Origin of the sequence: Ruoffia halotolerans, from assembly GCF_014049385.1 — a bacterium.
Taxonomy (GTDB): domain Bacteria; phylum Bacillota; class Bacilli; order Lactobacillales; family Aerococcaceae; genus Ruoffia; species Ruoffia halotolerans.
The window spans coordinates 24,403-36,185 of the sequence record NZ_JACAOA010000015.1 but is presented as its reverse complement, the minus strand read 5'-3'; the positions used below and the strand labels follow the sequence as shown (position 1 = coordinate 36,185).

Annotated in this window: 13 protein-coding genes; 8 read left to right on the top strand and 5 right to left on the bottom strand. The window is 36.5% G+C overall.

Annotated elements, in window-relative coordinates:
- Positions 1 to 45: 45 nt before the first annotated feature.
- A complete protein-coding gene (locus HW423_RS06675; RefSeq protein WP_218931162.1) occupies positions 46 to 1,023 on the bottom strand; it encodes a Gfo/Idh/MocA family protein in 978 nt (325 codons plus the stop codon).
- Between the two features lie 22 nt (positions 1,024 to 1,045).
- Positions 1,046 to 2,059: a Gfo/Idh/MocA family oxidoreductase gene (locus tag HW423_RS06670; protein ID WP_218931161.1), complete on the bottom strand. Its 1,014-nt coding sequence runs from the start codon at positions 2,057 to 2,059 to the stop codon at positions 1,046 to 1,048.
- A gap of 163 nt (positions 2,060 to 2,222) precedes the next feature.
- Here HW423_RS06670 and HW423_RS06665 point away from each other — a divergent pair, with 163 nt between their 5' ends.
- Genes HW423_RS06665 through HW423_RS06655 form a run of 3 tightly spaced genes read left to right on the top strand, consistent with a single transcriptional unit; the run spans position 2,223 to position 4,185 of the window.
- On the top strand, positions 2,223 to 3,179 hold the full coding sequence (locus HW423_RS06665) for a Gfo/Idh/MocA family protein (protein ID WP_218931160.1): 957 nt from the start codon (positions 2,223 to 2,225) through the stop codon (positions 3,177 to 3,179).
- A 38-nt stretch (positions 3,180 to 3,217) separates the two neighbouring features.
- Positions 3,218 to 3,415, top strand: coding sequence for a YwbE family protein (locus HW423_RS06660; protein ID WP_218931159.1), 198 nt, complete (start codon positions 3,218 to 3,220; stop codon positions 3,413 to 3,415).
- Between the two features lie 56 nt (positions 3,416 to 3,471).
- Positions 3,472 to 4,185 (top strand): MgtC/SapB family protein, encoded by a 714-nt coding sequence (locus HW423_RS06655; protein ID WP_218931158.1) that lies wholly within the window; start codon positions 3,472 to 3,474, stop codon positions 4,183 to 4,185.
- Positions 4,186 to 4,201: 16 nt separating this feature from the next.
- Here the strand turns inward: HW423_RS06655 and HW423_RS06650 are convergent, their stop codons facing one another.
- Positions 4,202 to 4,750, bottom strand: coding sequence for a hypothetical protein (locus HW423_RS06650; RefSeq protein ID WP_218931157.1), 549 nt, complete (start codon positions 4,748 to 4,750; stop codon positions 4,202 to 4,204).
- Between the two features lie 13 nt (positions 4,751 to 4,763).
- Entirely contained in the window at positions 4,764 to 5,198 is a 435-nt protein-coding gene (locus HW423_RS06645; RefSeq protein WP_218931156.1) for a hypothetical protein, read from the bottom strand.
- A gap of 137 nt (positions 5,199 to 5,335) precedes the next feature.
- Between HW423_RS06645 and HW423_RS06640 the strand changes: the two genes are divergently transcribed.
- The 5 genes from HW423_RS06640 (at position 5,336) to HW423_RS06620 (ending at position 10,958) form a co-directional block, all read left to right on the top strand.
- Positions 5,336 to 6,175 carry an aldo/keto reductase gene (locus HW423_RS06640; protein ID WP_218931155.1) on the top strand — a complete coding sequence of 280 codons (840 nt, stop codon included), beginning with the start codon at positions 5,336 to 5,338 and terminating at the stop codon, positions 6,173 to 6,175.
- 30 nt (positions 6,176 to 6,205) lie between these two features.
- On the top strand, positions 6,206 to 6,556 hold the full coding sequence (locus tag HW423_RS06635) for a DUF2568 domain-containing protein (protein ID WP_218931154.1): 351 nt from the start codon (positions 6,206 to 6,208) through the stop codon (positions 6,554 to 6,556).
- 109 nt (positions 6,557 to 6,665) lie between these two features.
- On the top strand, positions 6,666 to 8,573 hold the full coding sequence (locus HW423_RS06630) for an alpha-amylase family glycosyl hydrolase (protein WP_218931153.1): 1,908 nt from the start codon (positions 6,666 to 6,668) through the stop codon (positions 8,571 to 8,573).
- Between the two features lie 74 nt (positions 8,574 to 8,647).
- On the top strand, positions 8,648 to 9,883 hold the full coding sequence (locus HW423_RS06625) for a serpin family protein (RefSeq protein ID WP_218931152.1): 1,236 nt from the start codon (positions 8,648 to 8,650) through the stop codon (positions 9,881 to 9,883).
- 154 nt (positions 9,884 to 10,037) lie between these two features.
- Complete coding sequence (locus HW423_RS06620) at positions 10,038 to 10,958, top strand: serine hydrolase (protein ID WP_218931151.1); 921 nt, start codon at positions 10,038 to 10,040, stop codon at positions 10,956 to 10,958.
- A gap of 73 nt (positions 10,959 to 11,031) precedes the next feature.
- On the opposite strand, the gene HW423_RS06615 is transcribed toward HW423_RS06620, so the two are convergent.
- A complete protein-coding gene (locus HW423_RS06615; protein WP_218931150.1) occupies positions 11,032 to 11,667 on the bottom strand; it encodes an SGNH/GDSL hydrolase family protein in 636 nt (211 codons plus the stop codon).
- Positions 11,668 to 11,783 lie beyond the last annotated feature (116 nt).

Below are 11,783 nucleotides of genomic sequence, written 5' to 3'. Positions count from 1 at the left end.
AACCCCCCGAAAGAAATGCGGTGACATTCCTTTCGGGGGTTATTGTTATCCTAATTTGATACTAGCATCTTCAAGTGCTTTCTCTGCCACTTCCATGACGATTTTACTATGTGTGAGTTTCTCACGAACAGTATCCATATCATGTTCTTTAATGATGCGGTTGAAGGCGATAAATTCCTCATACATACGATGCGGGTGTACTTTTAAATCAATGACTTCTTCCGTGTGTTTTCCAATAATTTTAGTATAACTTTCTAACGTGTTTGTTGGACCATTAATAATGAGCGAGCCATCGGTTCCTTGAATCGTACTTTTAATCGGTGCGCTCGTGTCTTTAGATCCAATACAGACAACTTTTGTTTGATCATATTCCATGACTAATATTCCGGATGTATCAATTTCTCGTTCGATATTGGCATAATATTCAACCCGGTTTGGTTTACCTAATAAGCCAACAACGAGGTGGATGTTATAAATATTAATATCCATTAGCGATCCGCCACCCATTTTTGGGTTAAAAGCCGGCAGAATAGTTCCTTCTTTGAAAGCGTCATAACGTGAAGAATACTGTGAATAATTACATTCAATGATTTTTAAATCACCAACATCATTTAAATCCTCTTTAAGTTGGGCAAAATTAGCAAAGTATTGATTGGTAATTGCTTCAATTAAAACTAAATCTTTCTCTAAAGCGATGGCTTCTAACTCTTCTAATTCTTTTAACGTTAAGGTGAAAGGCTTCTCGCAAATCACATGTTTGCCTGCTTCAAGAGCTTTTTTACTAAATTCAAAGTGCAGATGGTTCGGTAAGGCAACGTAGACAGTATCTACATCAGTGCGCTTAAGAATCTCATCTTCATTAGTATAAACCCCATCAATATCATAAGTGACGATTAAATCTTTGTTTTTTTCTATGCTCCTCTCAGAAGATAATAGAGCAGTTAGATTAATTTCTGGAATGTCTTTTACCATTTCTAAGAATTCTTGAACGATTTTTCCAGCGCCAAAGATTGCTAACTTCATAAATCTTCCTCCATTCAATGGCTTAACTTAAGTGTTTTGTTCCTTCTTCTAGTAATTTAATTTGTAGTAAAGTTTGGTTGTCTTTAACAACTTTCTCTTGCTTGTTAATAAGTGTTTGATAGACATCTTCGTAGAAGCGACTATAATCACCCACTTCAGAGATGACTTTTTCTTGATGATAGTGATTGTTATCATCCATATAAGTTAATGTGCCGTAATGTTGGGGTAAGTCAACGCCAAAGTCTGGTTTAGTTGGCATGTAAAATTGTTTTAAATGCTCTTCCTGACGGTCTTTTGTTTCTTTAACAAATGAGCCTTTTTTACCATAAAGAATAAAGCTAGGACGCGGTGTCAAACGGAAGTAACTAGATTTTACGGATACTTTTAATTTGCCGTAGTAAAGATCTAAATCAAAGTAATCGTTCATATGCCCTTTACCTAATAATTGCCGTACATCTGAATAAACCTCATCCGGCTCTCCAAAGTATGAGATGACTTGATCTAAAGTATGGCAAGCATGTCCATATAAAAAGCTGTCAATTCGAGAGTACTTACTATTCTCGGGTACTTCGGGTCTGAAGTAATCAAAATGCATCTCAAGTTCTAATAAATCACCTAACTTATTTGATTCAATCACTTTTTGAACCGTTAAGAAATCTGAATCATACCGTCTATTTTGATAACTTTGAACAAATAAATTCTTTTCTTTAGCGAGAGTGAATAATTCTTGAGCTTGTTCGACTGTTTCAGTGAAAGGTTTCTCGACCAACATATTTTTACCACGTAGTAAACCTTCTTTAGCTAAGGGATAATGACTTGAACTTGGTGTAGTTACTACTACAAGTTGGATTTCTGGGTCATTATAAATATCGTCGATATTCGTTGTATACTGCACTCCCTCAATCGGAGTCCATTCACTTTTTCCACTGCGAGAATAAATGGTTTTGATTCTTATTTTGTCAGATAATTGGGTTGAAAAAGGCAAATGATAGCGATTAGTACTTTTACCATTGCCAATGTATGCAATTGTAAGCATGAAACCCCTCCCTTTATATTGTTATTATTAACTATATGCTAAAAACGAGAAAATTAATAGAGATAACTATTCTTAAGATATTATGAATCGATAAAAAAATAAGGTACAATTTACATAATGAAAACACTTTTAAAAAAATACATTTAACAAAAAGGGGTAACTTATGATTAAATGGGGAATTATCGGCGCGGGAAATATTGCACATCGCTTTGCGACGAGTTTAAAACAAGTGAAGGGTGCACGATTATATGCTGTAGCACGACGGACGATGGAGAAAGCAGAAGCTTTTAGAGCAGAACATCCATGTGATGTCGCTTATGATAATTATCAAACTTTATTAGAGGACTCAGAAGTTGATGCGGTCTATATTGCTTTACCACACCAATTTCACCTAGAATGGGTTAAGAAAGCATTGCGAGCTGGAAAGGCTGTTCTATGTGAAAAGCCAGCGACGCTGTCACCTCAAGAAATGGAAGAGATTAGTGAGACGGCGAAAGAAACGAATGTATTCTTCATGGAAGCAATGAAAAGTCGCTTCGTCCCGGCATATCGTGAGATTAAAGAGCGCATCGATAAAGGAGATATCGGCGAAGTGTTAAGTGTTTCAACGTCTCTGTGCCATGTATTTACTGAAGCGGATGCAAGTTATCACTTTGAGCCTGTTCAAGGGGGCTGTTTACTGGATATGGGAGTGTATAATATTTCATTGATTGAAGATTTAATGTCATCACCGGTTCAAGTGAAAGCCGTTGATTATGAAGTGAAAGATAATGGGATTGAAGTCTATGTTGTTGCGAAATTAGAATCGAATGGTGTGATGGGACGAGTGGAATCAGCCTTTGACCGTGAAACGGAGACCGTCGCAATTATCACGGGAACGATCGGAGAAATTCGCATTTCAAACTTCCATCGACCTGCTTCATACACACTCACTTTAGCTGACAGCAATGAATCACAATTACATGAAGTGCTATATGATCATGATGATTTCTATAGTGAAATCGTTCATGTCGTTGAATGCATTCAAGAACACAAAACAGAAAGTCCAATCATGTCATTAAAGCATTCAGAGAATGTAGCTCGAATCATGGACCAAATTAAAGATGAGATTGTGTTATAATAGAAGGTCGTTATAAAAGACCTAAGGGAGGAATACAAATGAAAGATGGAACTAAACGTGCTGATATTCAAATCGGAACAAAAGTGAAAGTTGTTCAAAAACAAGATCAACGCTCAGGAAAATTGACTGAAGGTGTTGTCAAACGTCTCTTAACTAATTCACCTAACCACCATCACGGAATTAAAGTGATGTTAGAAAGTGGCATTGTAGGTCGAGTTAAAGAAATTAATGAATAATTTACCAAAGAATGTATATATATAGGTGACTTGAAAAAACTGAGAGGAGGAATGTAATGAATCTAACGTTTGATTTATATGAATTAAATACAATAACGATTCTTGTTCGAATTTTACTGGCTGTTTTCATTGGCGGATTAATTGGGATGGAACGTGGGATGAAGAATCACACGGCAGGGCTGCGAACTTATATTCTCGTCTGTCTTGGTTCTACCATGGTCATGATGACAAATCAATACGTTACTGAGAATATTGGAGGAGGAGACCCAACTCGTTTAGGTGCCCAAGTAATAAGTGGGATTGGCTTTTTAGGAGCTGGAACCATTCTTGTTACCAATCGAAATCGAGTGAAAGGCTTAACAACTGCTGCTGGTTTATGGGCGGCTGCCTGTATTGGTCTTGCGATAGGTATTGGCTTCTATGAAGGAGCGATTGCTGGTGGTATTGCCATCTTACTGATTATGACCTTACTTAGACCTTTAAAGAAATTAATCCAAGGCAAATCAAGTAAGATTGATTGTTATATTATTGCAGATTCTTTAGATAGCTTTAATCACTTTTTAGAATTTTGTGCGGATTTACGGGTGAATATCATTGATATGCAGATTGAGAGTGAGCATGTCATTGAGAGTGACTACGAAACAGACTCCAATGAAATTGTTTACTTTGTAGCTATCGATTTATATAACCGAATTCAGAAGCAAGACTTTATATTGCGTGTCAAAAACTTAAAAGGGATCAATTATTTTGAAGAATTAGAAGGAGAGTAGTCATACCCTCCTTTTTTTATTTCCAAATTTGTGCGTATTTCTTTTGATACTTGGAGTCATCGACAGAGGTGATAAGTTCAAGTGCTTGAGTTTTAATGACTTCATCATGCGTTTCGTCATATAAATTGCGCATACCTTGTAAGAAGTCACTACGAATGAGTGTATAATTTTTTTCTTTGTCGCCATCATTGAAACGGTCTATCACGTGTTCTAAGAATAGATTATTAGCCGCGTCGCTTCCAAGCCCGACTCGCCATAGAGTTTGAATAGTGTGGCGTGCAGTGACAAATTTTTCATCGAAAGTGACTTGCCATAAAGCATCAAAATCTTTTAAAATTCGGTCTTCAGGGTCGCTATAGGCAGCTAAGCGAGATAAATATTGGGCAGCTCGTGATCTTTGATGACCATCTTTATCTGATAATAATTCAATTAAATCATCCCAAACGTCATACGCCCAATCCACCGGTTGTTCTAAAGTCGAATTTAGTTCAATTAAAGCATTATAACGTTCTTCTTTGGTTCCATTTTTAGATAGTTCAAATAAGTCTTGGATTTTTTGATCCATAACGCACCACGTTCTATTGTTTTATTTTTAGCCATTGTCGATAGGCAATATTGAATACTTTTTCTAAAGTTGGTAAATCAATATCATCAAATTGTTTGAAACTAATGCTACTGCTATCAACCTTTACTTTCCCCAGTTGGTCTTGATATTTCTTAGCCAAGTATGCCTTATCCTCAACTGCATTCACATACAGACTGAAGTAAGCTTTTTGCCGGGCTAAACCTACCATAAACCATGTTTCATCGGTCTTACCTTTTATTGGGATTTCTCCGTAACCGATGATTTGTTGTTGGGACCCGCCCCAAAATTTACCTTCCCAAATATTGCGATTATCTCTGCCAAATTGTTTCGTTAACATTTGATCTAATCGAATGATAGTATCCTGATCCTTTTCGTCCAATTCATTTAAATATACTTCAAACGTTGTGTCTGTTTTAACTGTCGCCATAATAAGACCTCCTTTTCTTAATCAATATATCATATTTTTTATAAAAAGACTGCGGAATGAGCTTTAACTAAGTTGAATGATTTTGTTGATAGAATGTGTGGTGTTAAAATATAGATATAAGAAAAGGAGAGGTTTAAATGGAATTCTATAATGTAAATGACGGAAATAAATTTCCTAAGATTGCTTTAGGGACAGTTGACCTCAAAGGAGCAAAAGGCGTTCAATCGATTAAGACAGCACTCAGAAATGGTTATGAGTTAATCGACACATCGACGAATTACAATAATGAAGGGGCTGTTGGGAAAGCCATTCGTGAATTAAATATTCCTAGAGAGCACATTCAAGTCTCATCTAAACTACCAGGAGCTAATCATGAATATGATAAAGCGATTGATGCGATACAAGAATCATTGTATCGGATAGGCATTGATTATTTTGATAAATATTTAATACATTGGCCACTACCAAAACGTGATAATTATGTTGAAGCTTGGCAGGCATTAGTTGATGCTCAGAAATTTGGTTTAATTAAGACCATTGGTGTGTCTAACTTCTTACCAGAACACTTAGACCGTATTATTGAAGCCACTGGTGTGACACCAGCAACAAACCAAATTGAACGCCATCCCTATTTCAATAATTTAGATTTACATCAAGCGAATAAAGATCGAGGGATACTTACGGAAGCATGGAGTCCACTTGGACGTGAGTTAAATGACTTATTAGAGAATAAAGTATTAGCTGAGATTGCTAGAGAACATGACAAATCAATCGCACAAGTAATTATTCGCTGGAATATTCAAACAGGTATCTTAGTCAATGTAAAATCAGGGCAACTGGAACATCAGCTTGAGAATATTGATGTTTTTGATTTTGAATTAACTCAAGAAGAGATGGAATTAATTAATCAATTAGACAAAGGAAAAGAAGGTTTAGTTGAAGGGCAAGATCCTAGAGAATACGAAGAGTTTGACTAAGAAAAATAAAAAAATAAGAAGGCGAAAAAGATGAAGTTTTTACAAGGTCTGCATGCAGGTTTGGCTTTAATCATTGAAATTGTTGCTTTAATTAGTTTCGGCTATTTTGGCGCAAGCTTCTTCTCACAAAGGTGGTTACAAATACTTGGAGCTATCGTAACTGTAGGTGTCATCATTATTATTTGGGGAGCCTTTTTCGCCCCGAAAGCAACGTACCCACTGCCAATTGCTTGGATGATCATCGGTAAATTCCTTATCTTAATGCTGCCAAGTTATAAGTGGTTTCAAAAGGGGAATACTGTGTATGCCGGCAGTTGGTTTGTACTCATTCTTTTTCACCTGTTTCTTCTTTATATTTTTCGTGATAATTCAATTGTTTAAGTATTTAGACTGAGTGAAAAACTCAGTCTTTTTTTTATAGATATTATTGGCGAATGATGAAAGTATTGCTATACTTATTTGTAAACGCTTAAATAAAAAGGAGACACATATGAAATTACAATTCAAAGCTGCTCTAGCACTCAGTTTACTTAGTTTAATGTATCAACCAGTCACAGTTAGTAACACTCAATATGTCATGGCAGAGGCCGTCGAAACGAGTGTCGAATCGGATGTCGTCACAGCCAATGTGAGCCAGCCTTTTCATTATAACCAACATGCCATACTCGAATTGGATGTCGAAGAGGGAGTACAAATTGAACAAATTGTCGCGGATGTCTCACAATTAGGAGGCTCTAGCCAATTAAACATCTCACCTGAATTATTAAAAGTGACCTTATCAGTCACACATGATGTGGAACCGGGTGACTATTCGATTCCGATTACTTGGTGGGATTCAGAAGAACAAGAATATCAAACTGAAACAACCGTGACGATTCTTCCGAGAGAGAAAGAAGAAGGAGAACTGGATTGGGATGAAGAAATTATTTACTTTATGCTGACAGATCGCTTTAAAGATGGCGATGAGTCCAATAATAATCCATGGAATTTACCTTATGAAGATGCAGATAATCAGCGAGGTGTTTATCAGGGAGGGGATTTTAAAGGGATTACAGAACAGATTGATTATTTAGATGAGTTAGGTATTACGACGATTTGGATATCACCGATTGTATCGAATATCGCTTATGATGTATCTTCAGGGACGAATGATGGGGCCTTTTATGGCTATCATGGTTATTGGGCACAAAACTTTGAAGAACTGAATCCGCATTTTGGTACATTGGAAGAGTTTCATGAATTAATTGATACAGCAGCTGAAAAAGATATAAAAATTATGGTCGATGTTGTCTTAAATCATGCAGGTTATGGCATGCACAGTAAAGATAGTGATGTCGATGATGCGCCTGAAGGCTACCCAACAGAGGAAGATCGAGAAGTGTTTGAGGGGATGTTGCGTGATTCCCCAGGTATGGATTCACTGACTCAAGAATTATCGGGTTTGCCTGACTTTACGACAGAAGAACAAGACGTCTATGAACAACTAGTTGATTGGCAGACAGCTTGGCTAGATTTATCAACCACACCTGCTGGTAACTCGATTTCTAGCTTTAGAGTGGATACAGTGATTCATGTTGATAATAAGGCTTGGCAACACTTTAGAAATGAACTCACAGCAATTGATCCAGACTTCCAATTAATCGGTGAAGTATGGGGAGCAAGTGCCACAAGTTCGAAAGGGTATTTGAATTCCGGAATGATGGATAGTGTCTTAGATTTCGAATTTAAAAACTACGCTAGAGATTTCATTAATGGTGACTTTAGAGGTGTAAACTCTCGTCTAGAACGCCGAAATGGTGCAATGACAAGTGCGAGTCCGACTGGGCAATTTCTAAGTAGTCATGATGAGACCGGTTTTTTATATATGATAAACGGCAATGAAGATAAATATAAAGTGGCAGTCACATTACAAATGACTGCTAAAGGCCAACCAGTCATTTACTACGGGGAAGAATTAGGTCAGACGGGAGCCAATAATTGGCCGGTGTATGATAATCGGTATGATTTAGCTTGGGACCAAACGGAAGACAATGATATCTTAACGCACTATAAGAAATTACTTCAATTCCGTCGGGCGAATTCAGAAGTGTTAGCACGTGGGACGAGGGAAGTATACGGACAGTCATTAGAAGATCAATGGACAATCGTGACAAGAGAGCATGAAGGCGAACAAGTTTATATTGTCTTTAATTTATCTGAAGATTCTCATACAATTCACTTACCAGTATCAGCAGAAAATGCAGTGGTGACGGATGCTTATAGTGACAACACCTATAATGCTGAGACGACTGAATCGGGAGAAGCAACAGTTGAATTGACGATACCTCCCATTACGGAAGGTGGTACAATGTTGTTAGCAGTAGAAGAAGGCGAATTGACTCGGATGACTGAGGAGTGACATTCAGTGACTTTGATGCAAATTTCTTTATACCGAAATAAGTCACACTGTACAAATTATGAAAGGAACTTGATATGTTTAAATTATTTAAGAAAACATCTCAATTAAGTAAATATTTAATAGCAATAATGTTCGCGGTTTCAACATTGATACCGAGTTTAGTCTCAGCAAGCGAAGCGGATGAAATGGCTTTTGAAGAGGATTTAGCCCAACAAATTCAAGACTTTTCCCAGGAACTTAGACCCTTAGTATCAGAGGAAGTGGAAGAGAATGCGCTTTACTCACCCTTATCGTATTACTTAGCCTTACTCACCTTAGAACCAGGTTTAACCGGATCAGAAAAAGAACAACTCAGTGAAGTTCTGATTCCAGAGGGGATGGACCGAGATGAGTATGTTGCCTCGATGGCAAGTTTTATAAGGGAAGCGACCGAAGGTGATGAACCAATCTTTGATACGAAAACGTATCTTTTAGGTCGGGAAGATTTAGAATGGAATTCGACTTATATAGAAGATACAAAAGATTTAGCGACTGAAGCAAGTAGTGTAGATTTTAAAGATGTTTCGACCTATGAGTCATTGAATGAAGATATTGCTGAATTAACGGAAGGTCTGATTGATCCGTATTATAGTGTAGCACGTATCGCTGAGATGACAGCCAATGATTATTTACAATTAGTCATGATGAATTTACTGTATTTCAAGAGCAATTGGTTAAATGTGTTTAACGAAGACTTAAATACAGATGAAACTTTTTACGGTCGCGATGATGAAACAGTTGTTCCAATGATGCATTTGGAAGAAAGTATTCCTTACTTAGAAGGAGACGGCTTCCAAGCTATCTTACTTCCGTATCGTAACCAAGCAAACTTATTAATCGTGATTCCTGATGAAGCGGCAGATGATGAAAGCATGTGGGAAGCGTATCAATCGGTATTAGAACAAGAGGAAGAAATTAATAACAAGACAATCGCTTTAACTTTACCGAAATTTGAAAGTAGTGGTTCCTTTGATTTAACGAACTCGTTAGATGCTTTCGACTTAAGTAATTTTAAAGAAGACTTGGGTGAGACCGACTTTTTCACTACTCAAGAAGAAACTGCTTTGAGTCAAATTCATCAACGCGTTGAACTTGTTCTGGATGAAGAAGGAACAAGTGCAGCGGCAGTCACAGAAATAAATATTGAAACAACGATGGCGCCGGTTGAAGAAGAACCGATTGAATTAAAAGTGGACCGCCCCTTTGCTTACGGGATCATCTATAAAGATATTCCTTTATTTGAAGGATTGATCCATAATATTTCTGAATAAAAATACTTAATAAATAAATGAATGAGTCATACAATTTTCGATGTTTTTTTCTGAGTAGACTGATATAATAAACTTGTTGTCTATAGAAAGGAAATAACAGATGAAAATGAAAAACAAACTAAATATAATTTTGTGGATGATGAGTGCATTATTAATGACACAAATCACATTACCTGTAATTCAAGCCGAAGAGGCGATGAGTTCAGAAGTTTCAGAATCAGAAGCTACAGAAGAAAAAGACGAATCAGAAGTGAGCGATGTATATGATTATGAAACGATGGAAAATTTAGAGATGGAGCCATTAGTATATTCTGATTATGAATCTTTAGAAGATATTGTATATGAATTATTAGCCAAATATGGTTTGGATGCGTCACAAATTGGTTTAGCTTATACAAATTTACAAACGGATGATGCGTATTATTTAAATGAAGATGAGCAATTTATTGTCGCAAGTATGTATAAAGTGCCGATGGTTGCGATGTTTATTGACTTAATTAACCAAGGCTACTTAACTTGGGATTCAGAATTACCATATAGTGAAGAATATTACCAAGATGGGGCAGGCGAGATTACCGCAAATCCTAAACAAGCTTATTATCGTTTAGATGATTTGGCATATCAAGCCATTGTCTACTCTGATAATACAGCTTCGTTAATTCTTTATTATTACTACGTAAATAACTTTGGAAGTTTCCGAACTGGCCTTTTAGACTTTGTTGATTTTTATGAAGTACCAGAAGTTTATTACTATGATAATTACGGTTCAGCTTACATGATGAACTTGTCTCTAAAAAAAATTGCGACTGACGATACTTACGCTCATGTTCGTGATTTAATGATGCAGACATCACCAAAACAATTATTCTCATTATTTGTTAATGACATGGCGACAAAGTATGGTCGTTATGAGAATATGTTAAATGATAGTGGTATTTTCTATCAAGACGATGAACCGATTTATTCTTTAGTTGTTATGGTAAGTGATGATTTATATGCAGATATGTTCATTGCGGAATTAAATCTACGTGTCAATGAGTGGACATTAGGACAAGAAGAAGCAACTGAAAGTTAATGACGCAAACTGATATAAAAACACCCGTTAATGAGGCAGTGATTTTCGTCCTCTTTAACGGGTGTTTTGGATTTTATAAACCAGTATGTCTTAACCATTGATCTGCGATAAAGGCATGGCCTAAACTGGTTGGGTGAACCCCATCAGCTCCAGTTATTGTCTCGTAACCTAAGTTTTCTCCAGCTTGGTTTAAGACGTCGTCTAACTTCACTAACGTTGCGTCGTATTCTTCGGCTAAGTCTGCAATTACTTTTTTCATTGTATCGACAAAGGGACGCCACTCTAAGCGGTCCTCAGGATATGGTAATACATAAGGCTCGACTAAGATAATTTGAACCTCTCGTTGAGTCAATGTCTTTAATAAATATCGATAATTCTCTTTATATTGTTCTAGAATTGTTTCTGTATAGGGAATGCCAGCAGATAAACGATACCATATATCATTAATTCCAATTTGGATAGTGACGATATCTGGGTTTAAATCAAGACAATCTACTTGCCAACGAGTGACTAAATCGGTCAATTTATCACCACCAACCCCTTGATTTAAGATATTTAATTGAAGGGGAATATATTGACGATATAACTGTCCGGCAATCATATTGACATAACCTTGCCCTAAATTCGCACCGAAGTATTCACCACGCCCAGCATCCGTAATGCTATCACCGATAAACAATAGCGTATTCTTATGTTGTAATTGTATCATTTGTTTAACCTCCTAATAGAATTGGTAAGTATGTATTCAATTATTATTATTATTATATGATACTTGGAAGCGATTCACTAGTAATGTGAATAAACGGGTTTTTATATCAATTAGCT

Bases quoted from the DNA above. Each gene is read 5' to 3' on its own strand.
- HW423_RS06630 (WP_218931153.1), top strand. From the start codon at position 6,666: ATGAAATTACAATTCAAAGCTGCTCTAGCACTCAGTTTACTTAGTTTA.
- HW423_RS06645 (WP_218931156.1), bottom strand. From the start codon at position 5,198: ATGGCGACAGTTAAAACAGACACAACGTTTGAAGTATATTTAAATGAA.
- HW423_RS06655 (WP_218931158.1), top strand. From the start codon at position 3,472: ATGAATCTAACGTTTGATTTATATGAATTAAATACAATAACGATTCTT.
- HW423_RS06620 (WP_218931151.1), top strand. From the start codon at position 10,038: ATGACACAAATCACATTACCTGTAATTCAAGCCGAAGAGGCGATGAGT.
- HW423_RS06625 (WP_218931152.1), top strand. From the start codon at position 8,648: ATGTTTAAATTATTTAAGAAAACATCTCAATTAAGTAAATATTTAATA.
- HW423_RS06665 (WP_218931160.1), top strand. From the start codon at position 2,223: ATGATTAAATGGGGAATTATCGGCGCGGGAAATATTGCACATCGCTTT.
- HW423_RS06675 (WP_218931162.1), bottom strand. From the start codon at position 1,023: ATGAAGTTAGCAATCTTTGGCGCTGGAAAAATCGTTCAAGAATTCTTA.
- HW423_RS06640 (WP_218931155.1), top strand. From the start codon at position 5,336: ATGGAATTCTATAATGTAAATGACGGAAATAAATTTCCTAAGATTGCT.
- HW423_RS06660 (WP_218931159.1), top strand. From the start codon at position 3,218: ATGAAAGATGGAACTAAACGTGCTGATATTCAAATCGGAACAAAAGTG.
- HW423_RS06650 (WP_218931157.1), bottom strand. From the start codon at position 4,750: ATGGATCAAAAAATCCAAGACTTATTTGAACTATCTAAAAATGGAACC.
- HW423_RS06635 (WP_218931154.1), top strand. From the start codon at position 6,206: ATGAAGTTTTTACAAGGTCTGCATGCAGGTTTGGCTTTAATCATTGAA.
- HW423_RS06670 (WP_218931161.1), bottom strand. From the start codon at position 2,059: ATGCTTACAATTGCATACATTGGCAATGGTAAAAGTACTAATCGCTAT.
- HW423_RS06615 (WP_218931150.1), bottom strand. From the start codon at position 11,667: ATGATACAATTACAACATAAGAATACGCTATTGTTTATCGGTGATAGC.